The sequence below is a fragment of the Phragmitibacter flavus genome, from assembly GCF_005780165.1.
In the GTDB taxonomy this organism is placed as follows: domain Bacteria; phylum Verrucomicrobiota; class Verrucomicrobiia; order Verrucomicrobiales; family Verrucomicrobiaceae; genus Phragmitibacter; species Phragmitibacter flavus.
Genome location: NZ_VAUV01000008.1, coordinates 110,356 through 135,636, shown reverse-complemented (window position 1 = coordinate 135,636; position 25,281 = coordinate 110,356). Strand labels below are relative to the sequence as shown.

Annotated in this window: 13 protein-coding genes; 6 read left to right on the top strand and 7 right to left on the bottom strand. The window is 55.7% G+C overall.

The window, feature by feature from the left end; genetic code table 11:
• Positions 1–46 precede the first annotated feature (46 nt).
• Positions 47–3,421 (bottom strand): ELWxxDGT repeat protein, encoded by a 3,375-nt coding sequence (locus FEM03_RS11965; RefSeq protein ID WP_138086500.1) that lies wholly within the window; start codon positions 3,419–3,421, stop codon positions 47–49.
• Between the two features lie 162 nt (positions 3,422–3,583).
• A complete protein-coding gene (locus FEM03_RS11960) occupies positions 3,584–7,000 on the bottom strand; it encodes an ELWxxDGT repeat protein (RefSeq protein ID WP_138086499.1) in 3,417 nt (1,138 codons plus the stop codon).
• Between the two features lie 396 nt (positions 7,001–7,396).
• On the opposite strand from FEM03_RS11960, the gene FEM03_RS11955 reads away from it, so the two are divergent.
• From FEM03_RS11955 to FEM03_RS11930, 6 genes are all read left to right on the top strand, one after another.
• A complete protein-coding gene (locus FEM03_RS11955; protein ID WP_138086498.1) occupies positions 7,397–9,838 on the top strand; it encodes a DUF1592 domain-containing protein in 2,442 nt (813 codons plus the stop codon).
• A 98-nt stretch (positions 9,839–9,936) separates the two neighbouring features.
• Positions 9,937–10,344 (top strand): four helix bundle protein, encoded by a 408-nt coding sequence (locus FEM03_RS11950; RefSeq protein ID WP_138086497.1) that lies wholly within the window; start codon positions 9,937–9,939, stop codon positions 10,342–10,344.
• Between the two features lie 12 nt (positions 10,345–10,356).
• Positions 10,357–11,739 (top strand): DUF1552 domain-containing protein, encoded by a 1,383-nt coding sequence (locus FEM03_RS11945; RefSeq protein ID WP_138086496.1) that lies wholly within the window; start codon positions 10,357–10,359, stop codon positions 11,737–11,739.
• On the top strand, positions 11,736–13,007 hold the full coding sequence (locus FEM03_RS11940) for a hypothetical protein (RefSeq protein WP_138086495.1): 1,272 nt from the start codon (positions 11,736–11,738) through the stop codon (positions 13,005–13,007). The genes FEM03_RS11945 and FEM03_RS11940 overlap by 4 nt, the downstream gene beginning before the upstream one ends.
• Before the next feature lie 79 nt (positions 13,008–13,086).
• Positions 13,087–14,340: a hypothetical protein gene (locus tag FEM03_RS11935; RefSeq protein ID WP_138086494.1), complete on the top strand. Its 1,254-nt coding sequence runs from the start codon at positions 13,087–13,089 to the stop codon at positions 14,338–14,340.
• A gap of 268 nt (positions 14,341–14,608) precedes the next feature.
• A complete protein-coding gene (locus FEM03_RS11930) occupies positions 14,609–17,296 on the top strand; it encodes a glycosyltransferase family 4 protein (protein ID WP_138086493.1) in 2,688 nt (895 codons plus the stop codon).
• 39 nt (positions 17,297–17,335) lie between these two features.
• Here FEM03_RS11930 and FEM03_RS11925 read toward each other — a convergent pair whose 3' ends face one another.
• From FEM03_RS11925 to FEM03_RS11905, 5 genes are all read right to left on the bottom strand, one after another.
• Positions 17,336–17,893, bottom strand: a complete 558-nt coding sequence (locus FEM03_RS11925; protein WP_138086492.1) for an adenylyl-sulfate kinase — start codon at positions 17,891–17,893, stop codon at positions 17,336–17,338.
• A gap of 34 nt (positions 17,894–17,927) precedes the next feature.
• Positions 17,928–18,809 carry a UbiA family prenyltransferase gene (locus FEM03_RS11920; RefSeq protein WP_138086491.1) on the bottom strand — a complete coding sequence of 294 codons (882 nt, stop codon included), beginning with the start codon at positions 18,807–18,809 and terminating at the stop codon, positions 17,928–17,930.
• Positions 18,806–21,559 carry a DUF2339 domain-containing protein gene (locus FEM03_RS11915; RefSeq protein WP_138086490.1) on the bottom strand — a complete coding sequence of 918 codons (2,754 nt, stop codon included), beginning with the start codon at positions 21,557–21,559 and terminating at the stop codon, positions 18,806–18,808. The genes FEM03_RS11920 and FEM03_RS11915 overlap by 4 nt, the downstream gene beginning before the upstream one ends.
• Positions 21,560–21,783: 224 nt before the next feature.
• Positions 21,784–24,018: a glycosyltransferase gene (locus tag FEM03_RS11910; RefSeq protein ID WP_138086489.1), complete on the bottom strand. Its 2,235-nt coding sequence runs from the start codon at positions 24,016–24,018 to the stop codon at positions 21,784–21,786.
• 62 nt (positions 24,019–24,080) lie between these two features.
• Positions 24,081–24,941, bottom strand: coding sequence for a glycosyltransferase family 2 protein (locus tag FEM03_RS11905; RefSeq protein WP_240772753.1), 861 nt, complete (start codon positions 24,939–24,941; stop codon positions 24,081–24,083).
• Positions 24,942–25,281 lie beyond the last annotated feature (340 nt).

Below are 25,281 nucleotides of genomic sequence, written 5' to 3'. Positions count from 1 at the left end.
TTCGACCTGAAGCATTGTTAGGTCCCCTTTGATTCTGAGTATTGACCTACGGCGCGGCCACACGCAGGCGCACGAAGCGTCTGCCGAGGTTGCCAGCGGGGATTCGTGAAAAGACAGACTCGGTGTAATCATCAACTTCAACGACCGAAACTTCTTCAACGTCAAGATCGCTCCAGCTATTCGGGGCAAGGGTTTCGCTCCACTCGACGGTGTAGGTGGTGCCTGAAGTGACGGCGGCGCGACTGCGGATGTAGGTGAATTCAATCTTGCCCGTAACGCTGTTAAAGTGGGTGGTGACTGGCAGGGTGCTGGCGATGGTGGGGTTCCGTGCGGTCGCCCATTCGAGGAGGTTGGCGATGCCATCGTTGTCGAAATCGGCGGTGTCTGCGGCGGTGCCGGTGTTGGAGGTGCTGCCGAAGTAGGTTCTGCGCCAGATCTGCAAGGGTGAGTTGATGTTGAAGTTATAGAAGACGTCGTGGTAGTTGTTTAGTGCATCGAAGATGCGGGCACGAACGGCGCGGGTGCCTGGGGCGGCGGGGTTGGGCAGGCTGTGGCGGGTGGTGGATGAGCCTTGGGGGGAGACAAGGGTATCATCAATATAGACGGCATAGCTCAATGGCGAGGCGGAATCGGACCATCCCTGAAAGGTGACGGAGTCGATGGGGGTGCCGGGGTCCATGGGAGAGAGGACGCTAAAAGTGACGGTGCCGCCTGCCGGTGGGATGGTATCGGCAATATTCAACGCCCAGAGCTCCCTGTCATATTCATAAGTGTAGGCAGAAAAGTATAGGCGGTGGCCGATGAGGGTGAGGCCTGCAGGAGCGGAGCTGTTGATGCCGGGGACGATATCCTGCACGATGGCGGTGCCTGTCTCGGTGCCATCGCTTTTCCATAATTCTGTGCCGTTCTCCGGCGTGGTGGCTGAAAAATAGAGCACTGAGCCTGCGGCGGTGAGATGGGTGGGGGAAGAGGTGGCGGCACCGGGGGCAATGTCTTTCACCAGCTTGGTGCCCGCCTCCGTGCCATCACTTTTCCATAGTTCGACACCGGCAAGTCCGTCGTCGGCGGTGAAGTAGATAAGATTGCCTGCCGGGGTGATCTTGTTGATGGAGGAGCTGTCGGCGCCGATGCGGATATCCTTGACGAGGACGGTGCCTGCGTTGGTGCCATTGCTTTTCCAGAGCTCGATGCCGGAGGAGGTTCTGAAAGCGGTGAAGTAAATGGAGTTGCCCGCTACGGTGATCTGCGAGACGAATCCGTCGGAGCCTGGCTGGATGTCGCGCACGCGTGTGGTGCCTGCCTCAGAACCATCGCTGCGCCACAGTTCGCGACCGGAGGAGCCATCGGAGGCATCAAAATACAGCATGTTTCTGAAGCTGACGATGTGGGAGATGTTTGAGCCGCCCATGCCAGGGTTGATGTCCTTGACGATGGCGGTGCCTGCGTCGGATCCGTCGGTGGACCACAGTTCGGTGCCGGTGGCGCTGGTGCTGGCGGTAAAGTAGAGCTTGTTGTTGTGCACAATGAGGGGCTTGGCGTGGGAGGAATTGCCGGACCCGGGGAAGATGTCCTTCACGATAATGGTGCCCGCAGAGGTGCCATCGCTTTTCCATAGCTCGTGACCTTGCGTCCCAGTGAAGGCGCTGAAGTAAAGGGTATCGCCCATGACCATGCCTGAGCTGGGAAGGGAATCGGCAGAACTGGAATTGATGTTTTTGACGAGAACGGTGCCGTTCGTCGTGCCGTCGGATTTCCACAGCTCGATGCCGTTGCTGTGGCTGTCGATGGCGGAGAAATAAAGGGTGCTGCCGATGGCGGCCAGTGGAGTAAATACAGAGCTGGGGAAGGATGGGAAGATGTCTTTCACCATGGTAGTGCCTGCGGCAGTGCCATCGCTTTTCCACAGCTCGTTTCCAGCGGTGTCATTGTTCGCAGAGAAATACAGCAAATCCCCCACTTTCACGGGTTGGACAAGGGAGCTGTTCCCTGTGCGGAGATTGATATCCTTCAGCATGAAGGTGCCTGAGGCACTGCCATCGCTGCGCCAGAGCTCAAAGCCATGGATGCCATCTTCGGCGCTGAAATAGACAATGCCATTCATCTCGACAAGGGACTCGGGGAGTCCGCGGAGAAAGCTAGGGTTGATGTCCTTCACCAGAGCGGTGCCTGCGAGGGTGCCATTGCTCTTCCACAGTTCTTCTCCGTGGACGCCATCATCGGCGGAGAAGTAGATGGAATTTCCAACCGGGATAATGTGCGAGATTTGGCTCTCGGCGGTAGGGGTGTTGCCGGGGCGGATGTCTTTCACCAGCGCGGTGCCGGCGATGGTGCCATCGCTCTTCCATAGCTCGGCGCCATTGGTGGCATCTGTCCCCACAAAGTAGAGGGTATTGCCAGCGGTGGTTAGGGAATTGATGTAGTAGGGTCCTTCGCCGAATGTGCTGCCTGAAATGGGGATGGTGCCTTCCTCGGTGCCATCGGTCTTCCACAGTTTTTCGCCGGTGGCGGGGGAGTTGGCAGAGAAGTAGACCGCATTGCCCATGGCCTTGAAGTAGCGCAGGTTGGACCCATCGGTGCCGGGGTTGATGTCCTTCACGATGACCGTGCCGTCGTTGGTGCCATCGCTGCGCCACAGTTCGAGGCCGTGGGTGCCATCTGCGACGGCAAAGTAGAGGGTGCCGCCCATGGCGGTGAGTTCCGAGGGAAAAGAGCTGGAATTGCCAGGGAGGAGGTCCTTTACCTCTACCGTGCCTTGGGTGGTGCCGTCGCTCTTCCACAGTTCCACATTGAAAGTGCTGGCGGCGGCGGCGAAGAAGAGGGTGTCGCCTACGACAGTAAGGTGATTGATGGAGTAGAGATGCTTTACTTGTTCGGTGCCTGCCTCGGTGCCATCAGTTTTCCATAGGCCTTTGTTTCCATTGGTGAAGGCGGTGGCGATGAAGTAGAGCGTGTTGTTCATCACGATAAACTTGTCTGGATTGGATTGGCCGGGGCCGGGGTTGATGTCTTTCACCATCATGGTGCCTGCGGCGGTGCCATCGCTCTTCCAGAGCTCGCGGCCATGAACGGGATGGGAGGCAACGAAGAAGACCGTGCTGCCGATCGCGGCCATAGGACCGGTAAACATGGAGCTGTTGGAACCAGGATAGATATCCGCGACCATCTGGGTGCCTGCGGCAGTGCCGTCGGTCTTCCATAGTTCGTTGCCAGCCTCCGGGGTAACGGCGGAAAAGAAAGTGACGGAACCGACCTTGAGCGGCGACCCGGGAATGCTGCTGGATTTTGAGGTGCTGGAATTGATGTCCTTTACCAAGAAGGGGTTTGCCTGAAGGTGAAGACCAAGTGAGACAAATACCAATGCGATGGTGAGTGTGGCGAAGGCAAGCAACCTGAGGCGGCGTGATAGGTATACAACAGTCATGCAATAAGATCCGGAGGGAGGCTTTGAAGTCCTAGATTAGATTAGAAGGGAGGGGAGAGAAAGACGAGCAAATCCTTCGGGTTACCTGCCCACCAGGCTCGGAGTGGAGAAGGTCTCGTTCCTGGTCTCTGCCTGGCTTCATTTGAGTTGGGATAGCTGTAACTACGGTGCCGTGACGCGAAGGCGGACGAAGCGTCTGCCGAGGTTGCCAGCGGGGATTCGTGAAAAGACAGACTCGGTGTCGTCATCAACTTCAATGACGGAAACTTCTTCCACGTCGAGATCGCTCCAGCTGTTGGGGGCGAGGGTGTCGCTCCACTCGACGGTGTAGGTGGTGCCGGAAGTGAAAGCGGCGCGACTGCGAATGTAGGTGAACTCAATCTTGTCGGTGAAGCTGTTGAGGGTGGTGGTGACTGGCAGGGTGCTGGCGATGGTGGGATTCCGTGCGGTCGCCCATTCGAGAAGGTTGGCGATGCCATCGTGGTCGAAATCGGCAGTGTCTGCGGCGGTGCCGGTGTTGGAGGTGCTGCCGAAGTAGGTTCTGCGCCAAGTCTGCAGCGGGGTGTTGACGGTGAAGCTAGAGATAACATCGGTGAGGTTATTGGCAGAATCGTGGATGCGGCCTGTGATGGTGTGGACGCCGGGAGTAACTGGCGAGGCAAAATTGCGAGACGCGGTGGGACCTGATGGGGATACGACGTCTCCATTCACCAAGATCGAGTAGGTGAGCGGAAGAGAGGCTGCATCTGCATCCACCCAGTCAGCAAAGGTGAGGGTGAGTGTTGTGCCTGGATCGATGGAGGTGGCGGGAGTTAGTGTGAACGTTCCACCGCTGGGCGGAGTGTAATCTGCGGCGAGGGGGAGAGCCCAGAGCTCCCTGCCTTGATCCCCGTTTGAGGCGGTGAAATACAGCAGGTTGCCTGCCTTTGCCAGGATGATGGGGCTTGAGCCAACGCTGCCGGGTGAGACATCACTCACCATCACGGTGCCTGCTTCAGTGCCATCGGAGCGCCATAGTTCGTGGCCATGGATGCCATCGTTTGCCGAAAAATAGAGGAGACCGTTGTGAACGCTTTGGCTTTCGATAGCGCTACCTTCGCTGCCAGGCTTGATGTCCTTCACCATGCCGGTGCCTGCGATGGTGCCGTCGCTTTTCCAGAGCTCAGCGCCGGTTTCTGGACTGTAGTTCCCAAAGAAAACCGTGTCGCCTACCACGATGAGTTCACGGAGGGGCGGGTTGAGTGGGAAGGGGGTTGGGGCGATTTCAAAAAGGGAGAAGGTGCCCTGCGCGGTGCCATCGCTGCGCCACAGCTGCTTCTGAATATTTTCTCCATCGACGAGGAAGTAAATCAAATTGGAGCCTGCCGTCAGGAAAGAAATCCTGAAGTTCCCGCTGCCGCTGAGGATGTCTTTTACCAGCGTGGTGCCTGCGGAGGTGCCATCACTCTTCCAAAGCTCGGAGCCATGGGTGCCATCGTCTGCGACGAGGTAAAGAGTGTTGTTCATGATGGTGCTGCCACCCTGACCAATGAAGAATATGACTGGGCTGGGGAGCACGAAGGGCTTCACCAGGGTAGTGCCAGCCGTGGTGCCATCGCTCTTCCACAGGCCGATGCCCTCAGCAGCAGTGCCGCCCATGAAATAAATGCTGTTGCCCAAGACTTGTTGGATACCCAAGCTGGTTACTTCATCCAGATCTTTGACCAACACGGTGCTTTCCGTTGTGCCATCGGTGCGGAACAAATCAGAATACGCAAAGGTTTGGAAGCTGTAATCGAGGTAATAAAAAGAATTCCCCATCACGAAGGCGGAATAGAAGTTTTGGATGTTGGAATTGACGAGCTGAGTGCCTTCCTCGGTGCCGTCGCTGCACCACCAGCCGGAGGAACTGCCGGAAGAGTCCGTGACCATGAAGTAGAGCTTGCCGTCCTTAATCCTAAAGCCGTAGGGGAAGGAATGATTGGGGCCGGGTGCGATATCTTTCACCATGCGGGTGCCTCCAACGGTGCCATCGCTGCGCCACAGTTCCTTTCCATGGATGCCATCGTCAGCCTGGTAATAAAGCACGCCATTGAAGGAGATGGGATGGGAAATGTCGGAGGAGTGGCTGCCGCCATTGATGTCCTTCACCATCGTGGTGCCTCCCGCAGTGCCATCGCTTTTCCAAAGCTCGAGCCCGTGGACGCCATCGGAAACCGCGAAGTGAAGGATGTTGCCGGATGCGGTGAAATAATAGATGGTGGAGGGCGTGAGGCCTTCGCGGATATCCTTCACCATGGTCGTGCCAGCGGCGGTGCCGTCTGTCTTCCACAGCTCCGTGCCATGGATTCCATCGTTGGCGGTGAAGTAGAAGGTGCTGCCCACTGGAAATAGTCCAGAAGGGGATGAGTTACCGGGGCCGGGGTTGATATCCTTCACCAGCATGGTGCCTGCGGCGGTGCCATCGGTGCGCCACAACTCAACGCCGAGGTTGCCATCGGAGGCTGAGAAATAAAGCGAGCCATTGATCACCGCAAATGCATAGGGGGAGGAACTTGCAGAGCCATCACTGATGTCCTTTACCAAGGTGGTGCCTAGCGCGGTGCCATCGCTCTTCCACAGCTCTGCCCCATGGGTGCTATCGGTGGCCCGGAGATAGAGATGGTCGCCAAAAGCGGTTAGTGCAGTGGGATTGGAACTGGTCGCACCTGGGATGAAGTCTTTTACCAGGGTAGTTCCTTGCTCGGTGCCATCGCTCTTCCAAAGCTCCCCACCGGTGGAGCCATCGTTGGCGCTGAAATAGAGCGTGCTGCCTACAACGGTGAGATGACTGGGAACGGAGCCGCCGGTGCCGGGGCGGATATCCTTCACCATGCCTGTGCCTTGCTCTGTGCCATCGCTTTTCCAAAGCTCCGAGCCGTGGGCAGCGGTGTAGTGCATGAAAAAAAGATGGTTGCCTGCTGGGGTTAAGTCGCCAAATCTCTCGTAGCCATGGGCGTAAGGATTGAGATCCTTTACCTTGACGGTGCCGTCAGCAGTGCCGTCCGTTTTCCATAGGGATTGATCCAAGGGGGTGGAGACATGACCGTTGGGAGAGGTAACGAGAAGGCCACTCTCTGAAATGGTGAAGTAGAGGGTGCTTCCCACGGGGGTTAGCCGGTCGATCACTGATGAGGCGGCACCAGGAGTGGCGTCCTTCAACATCAAAGTGCCTTGTTCTGTGCCGTCGCTTTTCCACAGTTCCGTGCCGTGGATGCCATCATCGGCGCGGAAATAGAGGATTCCGTTCATTGCGGCGAGGGCGGTGATGTTGGCGCCCATGCTGCCGGCTGCGATGTCCTTAACCAAGACGGTGCCAGCCTCTGTGCCGTCGGACTTCCAAAGTTCCCTGCCAGTGGCAGGGCTGAAAGCAGTGAAATAGGTGGTGGAACCGATAACACAAAGATCATACGGGTCTGAAGCATCATTGCGCAGCACGGTATTGATGTCCTTCACCAGATACGGATCGGCGGCATGCGCGGTTTGCGAAAGGGACCAGGGCAACACCAGAAGTGTCAGAATGAGGGCGCGAAAGGGAAGGCGCGGCAACGGGAGCGGCATGGGAAGAAGGTGGGAGAGATAAGGCGAAATATCTCGGGGGAATGAGAATATTACTTATCCAGGATGAGTATACTATCAACAAGGGAATCCCACGGGGTGGCCTGGCTTTGCACGTGTGGTTTGCTGGAGAGCGAGGTTCGATCTTCTCAAGGCCGGTGTGTTTTATTAGGTCGATGGGAACATCCACGGACGCGGCTCAGCGCTTACCCGTCGTTGATTTCTCGTTTCCAAGGCACGCCGAGAGGAGAGCGAACCTCTGGAGTTTGGCAAAGTGGTGAAGGAATTCATCAGGTGAAACCGTAAATGAGATTCGCCACCTTTTCTTCCGTGTGCCCACCCTCAAGACTCGGGGATCACGATAAAACGCGGCACCAGTTTCGTTGTGATCTCAATCCCATGACCCGTTTCGTTTTTAGCCTTTCAGCCATCCTTGTCGCCGAACTTGGTCTTTCACGCTCCGTCGGCGCAGCCGAGCCGTTGGACGCCTTTCTGGAAAAGCATTGCATCAGCTGTCATGGTCCCGACAAGGAGAAAGGTGACTTGCGGATCGACCAGCTCTCGCGCGATTTCAAGTTGGGTGCGGATTCTCATCATTGGGCGGAGGTGATCGAACAGGTCAATTCCGGCGGGATGCCTCCGAAAAAGGAGAAGCAACCGACTCAGGAGGAGATCGCGGCGTTTGTCACGAACCTGGACTCGAAGATCAAGGCGGGTCGGGCGGGGAGGATGGCGGCGCGACCTGCGGTGGCGCATTATCGCATGAGCCGGAAGGAGTATCAAAACACCGTGTATGACCTGCTCGGGGTGCGCTATGATCCGTCCAAGCCGGGTGAGTTGAACGAAGACACGCTGTGGCATGGTTTTGAGCGTCTTGGATCGGAGCTTTCGCTTTCGCCATCGCATGTCGATCGTTATTACCGCGCGGCGGAGCTTGTGCTCGATCGCGCCTTTCCCACATTGTCCGTTGAGACGCGCAAGGTGCGCAAGACTGCGGCCGAATTGCGCTACGGCGGCGGGGAGGCCCAACAGGAGGCGCTGGACCGGCTCGGCATCAAACGACCGCTGCGATTTCTCATGTTCCCCGGCACCATCCAGAACGCGCTCTCGACCAACTGGTTCGGTAAAACGGGCCCGGAACACAGCGGACTTTATCGCATGCGCGTCCAGGCCAGTGGCGTCCGTCCTCCCGGCGGTCAGCCCGCGCATTTGAGCATCGGCACGCGCACCGGCGAGGAAACGGTGGACGGCATCATCGATTTCGACATCACGGCAGCGGAGGACAAACCGCAGGTTTATGAATTCGATGTGATGCTGGAGATGCCCGCAACGCTCTATTTCTGTGTGGTGGCCACCGATGTGGTGGACCGACGCAGCGGCGCCGCCTTCCGCAATGCGCTTTCCAGTAGGGGGGGGTATATCTTCACGCACAGCAGCGAGACCCTGCTCCTCAACCCGAACGCCCCGCAGATGTTCGATGACAAGGGAAATGGGATTTTTTCAACGGTGCTCCTTGATTGGATCGAATGGGAGGGACCGCTGGAGACCGACGCAGAAAAGTCCCTGCGGAACGACCTCGTGCCCTCTGATGACGCGACCCCCGAGGTGGTTGCACAGCACCTGCAACGTTTCGCCGAGCGTGCTTGGCGGCGGCCGGTCCAGAAGGAGGAGTTGGACGGGTATCTGAAATCCTACCTTGCCGAACGCGAGGCGGGCGAAAAGCCTGTCGAAGCTTATCGTGTGGCGATGCTGGGCGTGCTGACCTCCCGAAATTTCCTCTATCTCGTTGAAGGTGATCCGATGGCCCGCGAGCGTCTCAATGATTGGGAACTCGCCTCAAGGCTCTCGTATTTTCTGTGGAGTTCGATGCCGGATGACGCCCTTTTTTCTGCAGCCAAAGGCGGCACCCTGAATGGCGGGGGACTTAAACAAGAGGTGGACCGGATGTTGACCGACAGTCGGATCAACCGCTTCATCGACGATTTTTCAAGGCAATGGATGCAACTGCATCGCGTGGGAATGTTCCCGCCGGACAAGAAACTTTACCCCAACTATGACCGTTGGCTCGAGATGAGCATGCGGGAGGAGCCAGTGGAGTTTTTCCGTGAGATGCTTACGAAAAACCTGCCAATGGAAGGCTTCCTCGATTCCGACTGGACCATGGTCAATACCCGGCTCAGCGATTTCTACGGTCTTCCAGAGCCAAAAGCAGACGGCTTCCAACGCGTCTCTCTCAAACCCGAGGATCGTCGCGGCGGTCTGCTCACGATGGGCGCAGCGCTCGGGTTGACTTCGGATGGAACCCGCCATCGCCCGGTGCATCGCGGTGTCTGGCTCAGCGAAGTGATCTTGGGCAAGACACCGCCGCCGCCGCCCGCCAACGTGCCTGCCATTGAACCCAATCCGCCCAAAAGCCCGAAGGCTACCCTGCGCGACAAACTGGAAGCCCACGCCAGCGACGCGAATTGCGCCTCATGCCATGCCAAAATTGACCCTTTGGGCCTCGCCTGGGAAAACTACGATGCCATCGGTCAATGGCGCACTCATGAGAAGATCCCGGCGGGAGTCGGAGCCGACCCGCAGGTCGATCCCTCCGGCCAAATGCCCGATGGCCGTTCCTTCAAGGATTCCACCGAATTCAAACGCCTCTTGATTGAAGACCGCGACAAGTTTGTGCGCGCCTTCATCGAACACCTCTGCACCTACGGCCTACGCCGCGTAATGACCGTTGATGATCAGGACGACCTCAACGCCATCGAGGCAGAGGCCAAGAAAAACCAATACGGGGTCAAGGACATCATCCGGGCCGTGGCCATGTCAGAACTGATGCGGAAAAGATGAAGTTCCTAGTTCTTGGTGCTTTGTTCTTTGTTAATCTCGACACCAAGAAGCTGGGAACCGAACCAAGAACCAAGAACTAAGAACCAAGCACAAAAAAAATGAGTATCCGTCGCTTCGAAGACATTGAAGGCTGGCAGTTGGCGCGGGAGCTGACGAGGCAAGTCTATGTCGTGGCGATGCAAGGTGCGTTTGCGAAAGATTTTGGACTGCGGGATCAGATGACTCGTGCCTCAGGCTCGGCCATGCACAATATCGCCGAGGGATTCGATGGGGGAAGTAACGCCGAGTTCGTCAAGTATCTGCACTACTCGCAGCGCTCATGCTCAGAGGTTCAGAGTCAGCTCTACGTCGCCTTGGACCAGACCTACATTACGCAGGCTGAATTCGCCTCCCTCTACGAAAAAGCCGCTCGAACTCATTCCAAAGTCGGAGGATTTATCCGCTATCTCCTCAGCGCCTCCAGCCCTCGCAAACTCCTCAACGAAGAACTAAGAACCAAGCACTAGGAACCAAAAACCATGAGCAACTACCTCTCCCAATCCTGGCTGATTGACCGTCGGCATGCGCTTCGCGCGATGGGCACTTTTATCTCCCTGCCGCTGCTGGAATGCATGGTCCCGTTCAGGGCCACGGCTGCGGAGAAAATTACCGCCACGCCACGGCGCAGCGCCTTCATTTATCTTGCCAACGGCGTTCACTCGCTGAACTACCAGATCACCACTTCCGGGAAAGACTACCAGTTTTCCCGGTCGCTTTTGCCTCTGGAGAAACATCGCGAGTCCATCACGCCCATCAGCGGATTGCATCATCCGGGAGGCCTCAGTCACCACCATAACTGCATCAGCATCTGGCTGACCGGTGGAAAGCTCGGGCCGACTGATCGCAATACCATTTCCGTCGACCAACAAATGGCCGCGGTCACCGCGCAGCATACCCGCTACCCATCTCTCGAAGTTGCCATCACCCAGGAGTCGCTCGCTTGGACTGCCGACGGTGTGCGTCTGCCCGCGTTGCGTCGTTGCAGCGAGATCTTTTCCTCCATGTTTGCCGAGCCAAAAGGCGGCATCGCATCCCAGCGACGGGCCCTTCGTCGCAAAGGCAGCGTGCTCGATGACAACCTCGCTGAAGTTCGCCGCCTCGACAAAAAAATGGGCTCTGAGGACAAGGGACGCATGGATCAATACCTCACTTCCGTGCGCGAGGCGGAGATCCGCACGCGGCGGGCCGATGCATGGCTCGATACGCCGCTGCCCGCCATTTCAGAAGCCGATGCCAAACGCACCAACCGCGACATCGCCGACACTCTGGCAGGTGATTATTTCCGCGCAGTCTATGACTTGATGGTGCTGGCGTTTCAGACGGATGTCACCCGCGTGGCCACCTTCAGCCTCGGTGGCGAAGGCCAGGCGATCGCGATTCCCGAAATCGGAATTACCGAGTCGCGCCATCAACTCAGTCACCACGGAGGTGATGCAGACTACATCGAGAAACTCACCAACTACGACACCTTTGCCATTGAGCAGTTCAGTTACTTCCTCACGCGACTCTCGGAAACCAAGGACCTTCACGGCAAGTCATTGCTCGGTTCCACCATGTCGCTTTTCGGCAGCGGCATGTCCTACGGTCACAGCCATGGCAATGCCAACCTCCCGCTGGTGCTCGCCGGCGGCTCCGACCTTGGACTGAAGCATGGTCAGCATTTGGATTTCAACAAGGCCGCCCCGGGATTCGAGGGCTACACGTTCGGGGCGGACGGCGCGCTCACCACCGCGCATTACCAGGTCTGCAGCCGCCCGGTGAACAGCGACGCCCACATGAGCAACCTGCTGCTCCTCATGGCCCAACGCATGGGTGTGGAGATCGACAAGTTCGGCGACAGCAACCAGGTGATCGCACTATGAAACAACAGTTCTTGGTTCTTGGTTCGTTGTTCTTCGTTCTGGGTTTATGCGTCATCAGCGCCGCTGCCGCAGACGAGCCGTTTCGCCCCGAGGCGGGGAAGTTTCCACCGCTCGAAAAAGCGCACGCTTACCGGGGTGAACTGGTGTTCGTGGATCATGCCAACCGCCGTGGCAGCGTTCGCGTGGCAAGTGCGGGGACGTATTTCCGCAACGCCCCGCAACCCTTCGCCCTGTTGCCCTACGGCATCGTCCGATACCACGGCGCACCAGCAGATCTCCGCGATATCCCGCTTGGCACCGTGATGCACGTCCGTGCTTATCTTCCTCCTGATCCGGAACTCTCCGCCGTGCCGGTGTTGCCGGTCAACAATAAGGAGAAAACCGCAGGCTACAGTGGACTGGGTGTTGCACCCGCCGAGAACCACGTCCTGCTGCTTGAGGACGAACCCAGCCACTGCCAGCGCGAAGGATTGGTCTGGAAACTCAAAGAACTTGAGCTCTCCAAAAACAACGAAGGATTGATCGTCGCCATTCGTGAACCGAAGGCTGGCGGAGATGGCAAGACCGGCGAGGAAAAGCTGACCTTCGACGCCGCCACCCGCATCTGGCGCGGTCGCGAGTCCCTGACCCCGGCAGACCTCGTGGCCGAAGGCATCTGGCCTGTCAGCGGGAAAAAATCGCTCGATGGCCAGGCCGTCCTGCTTGGGATCACTTGGAAGCCCACGCCCGACGGGGTGTTCACCCGCTTCCACATCTCAGACATCTGGCTGGATGAGCCTGCCACCCAGCGTGCCGCCCAGGTTCAAACCGAAGTCCACAAGGCCTTCATCCGCAGCCGCTGGATGCCCGCCTGGGTGGATGATGTCGAGTATGGCAAGTTTGGTCGTGCCACCGTAACCGCGACCTTGTTCGGCGGCATGGATCCCTCCCTCTACGCTGATTTCCAGAAAGACAGCCAAGTGTTGATGAACGGGGCTGAGAATACCTTGAAGCATGCAGGAGGCGCTTATGGCCCCGCGCACATGGCCTCCAAAGGCCCCGTTCGCGACGTTACGAGGTCGTCTGGAGAAGTGCCTTTGGGCAGCAGCGGCATTCAAATCAAATTTGAAACGGACCTCATCATTGAAGGCATCCGTCCTGCGCGAATCGTTCGCGTCCGTCCTGCAAGTTGGCCACACGTTCAAGTGCCTCGGGAGGAATACTTGGGCGATGGCAGTTTCACCCACGAAGACCGCTTCCCGACCCCGTCCATGTTTCCGAAATACTGATGAATATCTGTTCTTGGTTCCTGGTTCTTGGTTCTTCGTTGCCCAGCCAGATACCAACAAGGAACAGGGAACTAAGAACATGAAATTTCTGCTCGCCGCCCTTTGCTGTCTGGTCACCACTGCCGCGCCTTCCGCTGACGAACCCTTCCGTCCAGAAGCGGGGAAGTTTCCCCCTTTGGAAAAAGCCCACGCCTACCGGGGCCAGCTGGTGTTCGTCGATCACGCCAACCGCCGCGGCAGCATTCGCGTGCAATCCACTGGCGTGTTCCGCTTCAGCGCTCCTCACCCCTTTGCCATGCTGCCCTACGGTGTGATCCGTTATCACGGCGCACCGGCGGATCTCCGCGACATCCCGCTCGGCACCGTGCTGCATGTTCGGGCCTTCCTTCCTCCTGACCCAAAGATCGCCGCCGTGCCGGTGCTTCCGGTTAACAACAGGGAGAAAATTTCCAGTTATGGCGCTGCTGGCACGGCCCCCGCCGAGAACCACGTGCTGCTCCTCGAAGACGAGCCCAGCTACTGCCAGCGCGTTGGGTTGGTCTGGAAGCTCAAAGAAATGGACCTCAAAAACCACGAAGGAATGATCGTTGCCAGCCGCGAACCCAAAACTGGCGGGGATGGCAATGCCAGCGAGGAAACGATGACCTTCGATGCCGCCACCCGCATCTGGCGTGGTCGCGAATGCCTTGCTCCGGCGGACCTCGTTGCCGAGGGTGTCTGGCCCGCCAGTGGGAAGAAATCGCTCGATGGCCAGACCGTTCTGCTGGGAATCACCTGGAAACCCACGCCAGGCGGAGTTTTCAACCGCTTCCACATCTCCGACCTCTGGCTGGACGATGCTGCGACCCAACGCGCCGCCCGGCAGCAAACAGAGACCCACAAAACTTTCATTCGCAGCCGTTGGATGCCTGCATGGGTCGATGCCGTCGAATACGGGAAGTTTGGTCGCGCCACCGTGACCGCGACCTTGTTCGGAGGCATGGACGCCACGCTTTACGCCGATTTCCAGAAAGACCGCCAGGTGCTGATGAATGGGGCCGAAAACACTTTGAAGCATACCGAAGGCGGCACCGCTGGACCCGCCCAAATGGCCTCCAAAGGCCCCATTCTCGATGTCACGAAAACCTCTGGAGAGGCACCTCTGGGCAGCAGTGGCATCCAGATCCGCTTTGAGACAGACCTCATCACCGAAGGCATGCGCCCTGCCAGAATTGTCCGCGTCCGTCCCACCAGCTGGCCCGATGTGCACATGCCTCGGGAGGAGTATCTCAACAGTGGGAGCTCCAACCTCGAAGACCGCTTTCCTACGCCAGCGATCTTCCCCAAATACTGATGCTGATGCTGATGCCAGCGCTCCTTCGCTCACAAACGCCCCGCACCGGAACTCGTGTAGGAAACAATTGGTTCGCGATTCCACTGAATCACAGATGACGCAACTCGTGTCGCCTGTGTTTGAACATCGAAACTTGGATCATCGCCAGCAGTGAATGGACTCGTCGCTCGCGAAGTCCGACAGGCTGCTGGCGAATCCGCCTAAGTTGTTCAGTTTCAATATTTTCGGTTGATAGGTGCATTGCCTGAGAATACGTCGCACAAGTCTCATGGAAAGGTTACCTCATTCATTCGCCGTTTTCACCATTGTCTCGACCAACTACCTTGGGCGGGCATTGGTGATGCATGATTCGCTGAAGAGGCACCATCCTGAAATGAGTTTCTGGTTGCTGCTTATTGATGATTCGGTTTTGGGATCCATGGCCGAAAATGCCGTCAAGAAGCGGAACATTCGTTTACTGAGAGTGCCTGAGATCGGGCTGCCAGCGGGGGAGGTTGCCAATTTTCGTATGATCTATGATCTGACTGAAGTGGCGACGGCATACAAGCCATGGACCATGGAAACGGTTGCGCGGCTCTCCGGAATGAATGTTTTTTATATTGATCCAGATATTGAATTTTTTGCTCCAATCAACTCTTTGCTTGAATCGGTCGAGAGGCACGAACTGGCGCTGACGCCGCATGTGCTGACTCCCATGATGAGGGACCATTGCCAGCCTTCGGAATCCGATATCATGGGCAGCGGCATTTACAACTTAGGCTTTCTTGGCATGAATCAGCACGCAGCGTCCAAGGTAGCTTCTTGGTGGTGCGAGCGTTTGCTAAGGGAATGCTATAGCGCACCTTCGCAGCAACGATTTACTGACCAACGTTGGATGGATTTTGCGCCTTGTTTCTTCGACTGCTTCATTTCCAAGGATGAAACTTTCAATGTGGCCTATTGGAACACTGATCAGCGGCATGTAGAGGCGCAGAATGGAGGGTATCTGGTCAATGGCAAACCCCTGTCGTTCTTCCACTACAGCGGTTTGGATGAGCGGGCACCGCATCTCCTTACCAAACATCATGCGGGTGAACCGCGTGTTTTGTTGAGCAATCAACCGGGCCTGCTAAGCCTGACTCAGCATTACCTTGCCGAGATCCAGTCGGCGCAGCACGAATGCTCTGATACCACAGCGGAATACCCCTACAATTATTTCCCGGGAGGAGGGCTTATTTCGCGAGAAATTCGTCGTTTGTTCCTTAAAGAGTTGGTGAGAGCGGAGAAGGCGCAACGCACACCACCGCCATCGCCGTTTGGTCTGCACGGCGAAAAGGCCTTTGTCGACTGGGCGAATGAATTGCTGCCTGCAGAGGGCAGCCATCCGCGTATTCCCCGCTTGGCGTTGTTGCTCAGGGATACTCGTGAAGATTTGAAGGCTGAGTTTGGGGACCCATCAGGCGCGGATGCCACCCGATTGGTGGAGTGGATGCGCAAAGATGGCGTGAAGCAATTCGCGCTGAATGAACGACTGATCCCCCAAGCCCTGGATACCCAGCGGGAATTGGCACTACCAACTTTGGTGCCGGGTTTGGAAATCGTCGGATATTTGCACACAGAATCGGGAGTTGGTCAGGCGGCGCGGTTGCTGACACAGGGTTTGGCCAATTCGACCTTGTCCTACGCGACTTTGGTGGACTCGTCCCCCAACAGTCGGCAACGAGCTTCATTGGACGAACATAGGGAAACGATCCTTCCTCATGATCAGGCATTCGACTGTTGTGTGCTATGCGTGAACGCAGACCGCGTTGCGGAAACCAAGGCGCGTCTGGGGTCAGACTATTTCCGTAATCGTCGGACCGTAGGCTTGTGGTTTTGGGAAGTGGAACATTTCCCCAAAGCCCTGCATGCCGCCTTTAGAGAAGTTGAGGAGGTGTGGGTGGCCACGGAGTTTATCCGTAACATCCTGACCGCGATTTCTCCTGTTCCAGTTCATTGCATTCCTTTGCCGTTCGGCGTTCCTGAGACAATCCAAGTTGATCTGGACCGCAAGGCGATGGGCATTCCTGAAGGATTCTTCTTTTATTTCAGCTTCGACTTTCACAGCATCTTTCGCCGCAAAAATCCCATTGGGCTCATTCAGGCGTTCAAACTGGCTTTCCCGCCTGAGGAAGGCCCTACACTGGTCATCAAGTGTATCAATGGGGAAAGCCATCTTGCGGAACTTGAACAGCTCCGCCACGCCTCACGAGACCGTCAAGATATCATCATTTTATCCGGCTATCTTGACGTCGCCACCAATCAGGCGCTTACGGCAGCGTGCGGATGTTACATTTCTCTCCATCGCAGCGAAGGGCTCGGTTTAACCATGGCCGAAGCCATGAGACATGAACGGCCCGTCATCGCTACGGCCTACTCCGGAAACATGGAATTCATGAATGACCGAAACAGCTACTTGTGTCGTTTTGAGATGACGCCGGTGGGGATTGGCTCCGCGCCGTATTCCCCGACGGCAACGTGGGCGGAGCCCAACCTGCAGCACGCTGCCAGCCTGATGAGGCAGGTCTACAACAATCCTGAAGAAGCAACCCATCGAGGCCGTATTGCCGCGCGAGAACTTGCTGAGCGTTTCAGCCTGGAAAAGTGCGCCAGTGCCGTGCAGGCTCGGTATGAACAGCTGTGCACCGTCACCGAGCGAGAGGCCATCCGTTTTGTCCCCACTGCGCCAAAGGGCAGCGGGTTTTCGGCTCAACTCAGAGCGTTGCACAAGCAATGGAAACGCCCATTGAATATTGTCGCTGCGGTTCCCTCCTTTGGCACACTGCTGTTCCAGGGCCCTCGGAAAATTCTCCTCAAAATGCTGCGCAGGGTGGACCGCCATCGACGAAAGTTTGACGAGGCCGTCGTCGAAGCCATGTCCAGTCATGACCAACGGTTGGCTAAATTGGAACGCGAATTGGCTAAACTGGATAAGTAGGAATCGGTGGAGCAGGTTCGCCCAAAAATCTGCTGGCGCTCAAATGGATCGTGCCGCCAAGCGATTTGATAGGTAGCGATAGGCGATGTCGGCGCACACGTTTTGTGCCAAAGTCTCAGTGGGAACCAGCAGATGAATCTCTTGCGGTTGCGGCACTTCGTATTCGCAATCCTGTGGGTTTCCTTCGCCAGGTGCTCTTTTGTAAAGAGCCTTGGGATCCCTTTTGATGCACGATCTCAAAGAAGCATCCAAGAAGATCCAGTGCAATGCTGCAGAGGGGATGATCTTTTCCACGGATCGTCGAATAGAGGCGAGCGGTGCCATCGTGGCCACCAGCACCACGATGTTTTGGGAAGCGGCGAGTGTCGCGACCTCCGCCACCCGGCGATGATTTTCGAGTCGGCTCGATGGGTCAAATTCCAGATCCTTACAAAGTCCGCGACGCACCTGATCGCCATCAATCAGCAGAACAGCATGGCCTTCCTGTCGAAGACGTGTGGCAATCCAGGTGGTGAGTGTCGATTTCCCCGCCCCTGAGCGGCCAAAGAACCAATAAACTGGCGAGATTGCCGAGGGTTCTTGCTCAGTATGCTTCATGAGTTTTTCTGTGTGTCTGAGAAAGGAAAATGGATCATCTGATGAGCATGGCAAGGCCGGTGATTGCGAACAGCAGGCGAAATCGCCGTTGCATCTTCAGGATAGCCTCGAATCCCAACCCTTGTCGGAGGGTTTGCACTGACCATGCGACATGCAGGAACCATGGGATGAAGCTGCCATACAACAAATTGGGCAGCATGCTCGTTGCCGCCAGACCGATAATCAACGCGTAGGCGAGGGTAAAGAGGCTCAGACTGGCAAGAAACGTGCGGCGAGGGCCGAACACCACGGCACTGGTGCGAATTCCGTTAATCGAATCTCCCTCATAGTCACGCACCTCCTGATTGAAATGGCCACCGGCAAATACCAGGCCGAAAAAGAGGCTGATCGCGAGACCTCGCCCATCCAGCTCATGGAACAGGGTGTATCCCAACAAAAAATGCAGCATGCCTCCGACCAGGTGATTGATCGAAGCGGCGATGGGAGTAACTTTGCCGAACCGAGGTGAGCATGAATAAAGCAAGCTGAGGACTGCAATTGCAGCACCAAACAGCATGGTTAATGGGCCAACCATGAAGAAGAAAATGTTCGCCACAATCAAAAAGGCGATGGCCACATGTGCGACCTGGACCCTGCTGATTTTTTGTTGGGTAAATACGAGGGTTGTGCGGCGCGGATCCCGTTTGTCGCTATTGTGCCCCGCCCAGTCATTTAAGATGAAGATATGGGCGGTGAGAAAAAGGCTGCCTAAAAGCAGCAAGATCAGGCGGATCAAGTCTTCCCATTCGAATTGGAAGCCACCAAGGAACCCGCCGAAAAAAGGGGAGGCCTGCAGCACCAAAACCTCCAGTGATCGAATAGACGCGAAGTGTCCCAGGACTCTCACATAGTCCCGAATGGGCCGGTAGGAACTCATTGCGATGGATCTTGATCGAGCTCGCTTCCAAGGCCTGCTGCTTCGTAGAGTCTAAGCCAAAGTGCGTAGCTGAAGTCCTCGGACCAGTAGAATCTTTTTACCGTCGCACTTAGATCATTGTGATAGAGCAGCGCCGGCGTGACACGAATCTGGGCGAAATTGTTGTGCCCAATGCGACCAAGCAGATGGCGAACCGCTTGGCGCTTGATCTCATCGCGTGGCCCGGTTGCCATCTCAACTACCCGGCGCCCTGCTTCACACCAAACCTCCTGACCCTCGACGGGAAGCACCAGGCGCTCAGTGGGCACCGGAAGCGGGCATCCAAGCTGCCGCAATTCCACACTACGAAGATAAGGGATCAGCGGCGTCTTGGCATAATAAACCCAGACGTCCTCGTTGTGGAAAGAGCGTTGCATCGCCTCACCCAGCTTTTTGGCGGCCGGTGGGTCAAGTTCTCGCAGCATCAAATAGATATGCATCTGGATGGTCATGTCTGTTGGATTGGGGTCACGTCCAGGATCCAACCCTCGATAATCTTTTTGCGGGGCAAGCCAGGTGCGGTATAGCCCCCTCGAATCGCGGTAACGAGAGAGCTCTTTCAACATGCGCTCGCTTCTAGGGTCTTCAGCACCAAGCCCGGCGATTCTCCATGCAAGCGCTGTATCGTCTGAGTCCGGGGTGATGATGTGACCCTTTGTGCCGATGGTCGCGCCATCCGGCAGTCCATGATAGCGCACCAATCCATTGCTTTCGATCTGTGCAGCGAGGTGCCTTCGCGATCGACTTATCGCCTCCTCGAAGCCATGCTGGTGTTTGATTGGAGTGAGCATATCCACCAGCAGGGCAGTTAGGTAGGTGTTCATTTCGGGCTGTGGACTTTCATAACGAAGTCCTTCTGTATATGCCGTGAGCCAAAAGCCTTGTTCGGACTGCCGTTCCCGCAGCATGGAAGCCGCATGCTTGGCCATCGCTTTCAACTCCGGTCCCGTTGCGGGATTCAAGGGTGCCGTGGCGATCTCCACATGAGGTTTGGCGATGACGAAAACCTTCTGGTTGCGAATGATGCGGATATGACTTCTTGGTTCAATGCGGACTGCGAGTTGAAGCACTCTTTCCCCCGGTATGATGTTGTCGGTGTTTGCAAATACCCTCCACCCCGAAAGGGACAGAGTGTTCATCGCTTCATTCACATCTTCACGTGGCAGAAACTCCGTCGTCGATGCGACCACAATTCCGTCGATCAACACCAACAGTTGGGCCGGCGTGTGTCCGCCGGTAAGTGCCCACCCTTCAAGCACTGAACCAGACTCCAGATGGGGAATCTCGGTGAGACTATTCAGCCGTGTCGATCCTACACGGTCAAGAGAACCTTTGGCGTCGTATAATAGCTCGGGCTTCGCCGGTGAATGGCTCAATTCGGTAAGGAATGGAAGGTTGCTCAATTTCCATGCCCCCTTCATGGAAGCCGGGTCGCCAGCGAAGATCAATTCGTCACTTGTCTTGGTATACCAGAATGCACCTATGCTTTGCACGCCGACCGACAGCACCATGGTCAGCACGAGCACTCCCCGGGCGAATGGTTGAAGAAGCATCGGCGCGGGTGCAAGCATCCACATCAAGATTGGCAACATGTCGGTGAGCCATCGCGGTCCCCATGACTCACCAGCGCGCCAGTCGATCTGGGAATAGACGATCATTTGGGCAAGAACAGCAAAACTCAGTGCCACGGCCAAACCTCTTGAGTCGGGTGAGCGGAGACGGTGGATGAGTCCGAGCGGAACAAAAACAAGGAACGGTGAAAAAACGAGCAATCCGCGTGAGGGACTGATGAGTAATCCGGCCAGCCCTGACAAGCCCGGTTGAAAGAAGTTATCAGGAGGCCTGCCGAGAGCGTAGCTGCCGGCATAGTGGCCGACAAAGTGGAGATTATAATAAAGCAGAGCCGCCAGTGGAACCGCCGCTCCAGCGAGAAGCCACAGTGCGTCACGCCTTTGGCTCCAAAGTGTGAAAAGAACGAATGCGCCTGCCAACAGCGCGTCTGGAGGCCGATTTGCCGCTATTAAAACGCATACCGTGCCGAGTAGCACGGTGCGTAGCCGTGAGGCGGTAGGGACGGTCAGCAGCAATGCAAGTGCAATCAGGAACTGCGCGGTGCCGTGCTGCCAAAGTGCCTGGCTGGAAGTCATCCACGTGTTGGTGCCAAATGCGAACACCAAGGCGAGAGGCAGACTCCAGCTGCCGCATTCGCGACGCAGCACCAGATACATGAGGATGCAGGCGACCGAAGCCAGAAACGAGGCCGAAATCTTCTCCATCATTTCGGCTGCCCGCCCAATGTGCGGTTGGTCCCAACCATTCGCATCCAGCCAGAAAACGGCAGGCAGATATAGTGGCGCCACCAGCAATGGGGTGACTACTGGATACAATGAGGCGAGTTGATTCTGACGCGTGCGGACAATCCAGTAAGCCCAAGGCTCGAAGTAAGTGATTTTGTTTTCAGTGCCTGCAGGCCGGTTCCGCGGTGCAAACATTGAATGACCATGAGCAACCAAGGGGGCGTTTCCGTCAAGTTTTAGGGTGCCTTTGCTCCAAAGAATCAGGGGGAGATATCGAGCAGGAAGGGTATCCCCAGCACCAATCTGCCGGAAATTTGCATTATAAACCAAAAGACAAAGTAATCCCAAAAGGATCGGTGCGGTAATGCGCTGTAGGGTGCTGGGTTGGATCGATTTTCTAAACAGGGAGGGCATGAGAATAGAGGTGAACAACATCGCGGACAGGTCTGATGTCCCGATGCGATTCGAACTCGACTGTTCATCGCCCGTTGAAGCCATGCAAGGCAAAGCCGTCACACAAATACACTTTAACCCACTGCGTAGACTAAACTTAGCCGACGGAAAGGCAGCAATTTTAATCGCCAGTCAATGATGCCGTGCCTTCGTAAGATTTTGGCTGATTTTCCAGTCTTGGAAGCTCAAGAGGTTGACGTGGTATTCGACGAATGGGGATTACTTGTTCTCTCTTGCGGGAAGCTATCCGGCGGTGCGGTCTCAGCCAAAATGTCGACCAGCAGGCGGCGATTGTTCCAATCGCGAACCCCGTTTTCAATGGGCATTAGTTCCCCGCCCAGCATGTAGATGCCGAAGCCTAAATATTTTGCATGGCTCAGCTGGGTGTTGCTCATGGTTGCGATGTCCACCCAAACCTGGCCCTGCCTGATGAAGCGGTTGTTTTCATCCTGTGGATGGTCTGCCCCTCCCAAAAGTTTTCCGTCATCTGCAACAAAGTGGATTGCCTGAATGGCATTCAGGCGTTGATCCAACAAGCTCTCCCAAAGGCAGATCAATCGCAGACTATCCGCAGCCCACTTTGGGATGATGCCTTTGAGCAAAAAACGATCTCCCACACGCACATCACGGCTGCCGGAAATTGTCTCATTGACCAGATCATCAAGAAGCGGGGGAGCGATGGTCTGCCCCTGTTTCATCGTGTGACGGTCTTGAGCAATTGGGTTCCCGGCGTATCCACCGTGCTCAACAGGCTGCGGACTCTGGCCATGCGTGGTCGAGGTTGTCAACAATTCCCCCCTGAGCCGATCATTTTCATCAGACAAGCGGCGGACGCTGGCAGTGAGGTGCGCCGAGTTTCTTTTCATCTCTGCCAGTTGCTTGATCAATCGGGGTTGATAGAGCTCGTAGTGTTTCTCGATCATGGCCGCGAACAACCTTTCAACCAACGCTGCATCATCAACCATTGATAGCAACGATTCAGGTCTTATCCGGTAGTCAAATGTGACTAGAGTAAGACGATGGAAACGCCACCCCTTTTCAGCTGCGCCAATCCACAGATCCCAATCTTCCAGGGGTGACATGTTTTGATCATAACCTTTACAATCGTCCCAGACCTGCCGTCTGAACACCGCGCAGGCGTCGATGTAATTAAATTTCAGCATTTCCTCCAAATTAAACTCCCCGACTTCATCGGTCCCTGTTTTCAACCCGAAGAATTGGCGGTAGCCATAAACGACTCCTGTAGTTGATGACGATTCGAGTTCTTTGATGGCAGATTCGATAAAACCAGCCCGCAGTCGGTTGTCGGCATCGAGAGGAAGAATGTAACACCCCGAAGCCTGGTGAATTCCCGCATTTCTTGCGGCTGAAAGCCCAAGGTTTTCCTGGTTGAGGATGCGATATCCTGTCTCTGCGAGGGTTTCGAGGATCTCCAATGTTACTTTTTCGTTTGAACCATCGTTTACTAAGATGAGTTCACAATTTTCAGGGGCAAACCTTTCAACGCTTGCAATGGCATCGATTAAAAATCGACCGTCATTAAAACAGGGGATAATAACCGACACCTTCACAGGAATGGAAGAGAGTTGGTCCTGGCTTGTCCCGGATATGAACTTCAGTGGATTCACCCGCCAAAGTCCATAACTCGAGAGATCGGCGAGATCATCAAGTTGCTCCAGCAAATTCGTGCATTGCGGATAGGTGGCTGCCACAAGATCAATCAGTGGATCTTCCGCATCGGTGCGGGCAAGCAAATCCTTTTCGTATAGGCCCGTCAAATCAACTGAGGACAACTCAAGTTTGAATTTATTGTGAATCAGGGTCGCCAATTGATTAGGATTCTGCTGAAGGGCGTTCACAGACACAAGCAGGCACTTGGACGAGTTCTTCCTATAAAAATCGAGAAGGTGTTGGTTATAAAATCTCCATATCCGATAGGCGTAATCCGGGTGACGAGTAAAGAGCGGTTCTCCTATCCTCTGGAGTGAGTCGGCCACATCCCATGGGAAACGATAGACTAGAATGTAGACAGCGTTGTCCAGCAAGGCGTTCCAGAAGTCGAGAAGAAGCGTCGTGCGAGGATCTTTCCAGCCCCATAATCCCCGACCCTCCGTTTGAGTAATCAGCAATTTTCTCGCGTATTCGCCATAAGCCTTTATGCCTTGTTGGTCCAACTGCTCACTCTCTGTCCAGCCCCAATCAGGATGACCGTTATCGTCTGGCAGACAATGGTCGGCAAGAAGTCTGCGCTGGAAATCAAGAAAATCCACATCCTCGAAATAGCCGCGAGGATTGCGCTCATCTGCTGCCAACAATTTCTGCCCCATGTTGGCACCAAGAGCAGATAATAGAGATGCCACCAACGAGGTTCCTGATCGATGCATTCCCGCTACAATGATTGGCGTGGATTTATTGGTCATATTTATAAGGATAAGGTCAGCAATGCCAGTTAGGTTTTATGTTTCGGCTGGCGGTGGTTTGGCTAAAGCCAGCGACCTATGCCGTATTTCAGAATAGCCCAAAAGGCATGGGCTCCGTCTTGCCAGACAATTTTTTTGCCTTCAGCATAACTCCGACCATAATAGGATATTGGCACTTCATAGACCCTCACCCCCAAGCCCGCCACTTTGGCAACCATTTCTGGCTCGATGCTAAAGCGAGATTCCTTTAGATCCAACCGCTCCAATACGTCTCTGCGGAACAACTTCATGCCACTTTCCATGTCTGTGAGGTTCAGGCCGGAAAAGCAATTGGACAGCAAAGTAAGAAGCTTGTTGCCCACGTAGTGCCAGAAGTAATGAACCCGGTGGGCCCCGCCTCCAAGAAATCGCGATCCAAAAACGACATCGGCGTGTCCCTGAAGAATGGGGCGGAGAACCTTTTCGTATTCGATGGGATCGTATTCGAGATCCGCGTCCTGAACGAGAACCACCTCACCAATAGCCAGGGCAAACCCTGTCCGCAATGCCGCTCCTTTGCCTTTGTTATGGAGGTGACGTTCCAACCGCACAGCAGGATATTGCTTGACAATGCTCTCCACTACAGACGCCGTCGAGTCCTGGGAGGCATCATCCACGACAATAATTTCTTTCACTGATGGTTCCCGGAGAACACGAAGAAGACATGCGTAGATGAAACGTTCTTCGTTATAGGCTGGCATGACCACGCTCAGCGAGCCGATGAGGGGAATTTCATTTTCGGGATGACCAGACATGGAAGCAGTTAATCCAGTTTGCGACGACCCGACAAGTCCTTTAGTCTCAGTAGGAAAAACGCCCCCAAGGGGGATGAAACCTGCGGTGAAATGATCATCAGAAAAGCGGGAAAGCGCTGATGTCTCCATGGACATTTTGAGGTAGAAAATCGGAGCTGAAATCGCCCAGGGTGACCGGGGTGAACAAGCTGGTTTGACGGACAGTGACAATCCAGGCGTTACGACCGACGTGATGGACGCAGAACGAGAAGACGCTGCTGATCGGTGCTTTAAATTCATTGGGTCCGATCCATTTAGCGACGAATTGGATCGATGCTTGCACCGGATGTTCTTTGACTGTGAATATAAAAAAGCCGGATAACCAGTCCGTCCCCTTCGCACACCGATAAACCTATGGACCAAGACATTGCCCGCCTGAGCCGCTGGTCCGAAGGCCGAAGGCCGCGCCCGCCACACCACCCGCCAGTTG

Bases quoted from the DNA above. Each gene is read 5' to 3' on its own strand.
- FEM03_RS11935 (WP_138086494.1), top strand. From the start codon at position 13,087: ATGAAATTTCTGCTCGCCGCCCTTTGCTGTCTGGTCACCACTGCCGCG.
- FEM03_RS11920 (WP_138086491.1), bottom strand. From the start codon at position 18,809: ATGAGTTCCTACCGGCCCATTCGGGACTATGTGAGAGTCCTGGGACAC.
- FEM03_RS11910 (WP_138086489.1), bottom strand. From the start codon at position 24,018: ATGACCAATAAATCCACGCCAATCATTGTAGCGGGAATGCATCGATCA.
- FEM03_RS11940 (WP_138086495.1), top strand. From the start codon at position 11,736: ATGAAACAACAGTTCTTGGTTCTTGGTTCGTTGTTCTTCGTTCTGGGT.
- FEM03_RS11915 (WP_138086490.1), bottom strand. From the start codon at position 21,559: ATGCCCTCCCTGTTTAGAAAATCGATCCAACCCAGCACCCTACAGCGC.
- FEM03_RS11960 (WP_138086499.1), bottom strand. From the start codon at position 7,000: ATGCCGCTCCCGTTGCCGCGCCTTCCCTTTCGCGCCCTCATTCTGACA.
- FEM03_RS11925 (WP_138086492.1), bottom strand. From the start codon at position 17,893: ATGAAGCATACTGAGCAAGAACCCTCGGCAATCTCGCCAGTTTATTGG.
- FEM03_RS11950 (WP_138086497.1), top strand. From the start codon at position 9,937: ATGAGTATCCGTCGCTTCGAAGACATTGAAGGCTGGCAGTTGGCGCGG.
- FEM03_RS11930 (WP_138086493.1), top strand. From the start codon at position 14,609: ATGGAAAGGTTACCTCATTCATTCGCCGTTTTCACCATTGTCTCGACC.
- FEM03_RS11955 (WP_138086498.1), top strand. From the start codon at position 7,397: ATGACCCGTTTCGTTTTTAGCCTTTCAGCCATCCTTGTCGCCGAACTT.
- FEM03_RS11945 (WP_138086496.1), top strand. From the start codon at position 10,357: ATGAGCAACTACCTCTCCCAATCCTGGCTGATTGACCGTCGGCATGCG.
- FEM03_RS11905 (WP_240772753.1), bottom strand. From the start codon at position 24,941: ATGGAGACATCAGCGCTTTCCCGCTTTTCTGATGATCATTTCACCGCA.
- FEM03_RS11965 (WP_138086500.1), bottom strand. From the start codon at position 3,421: ATGACTGTTGTATACCTATCACGCCGCCTCAGGTTGCTTGCCTTCGCC.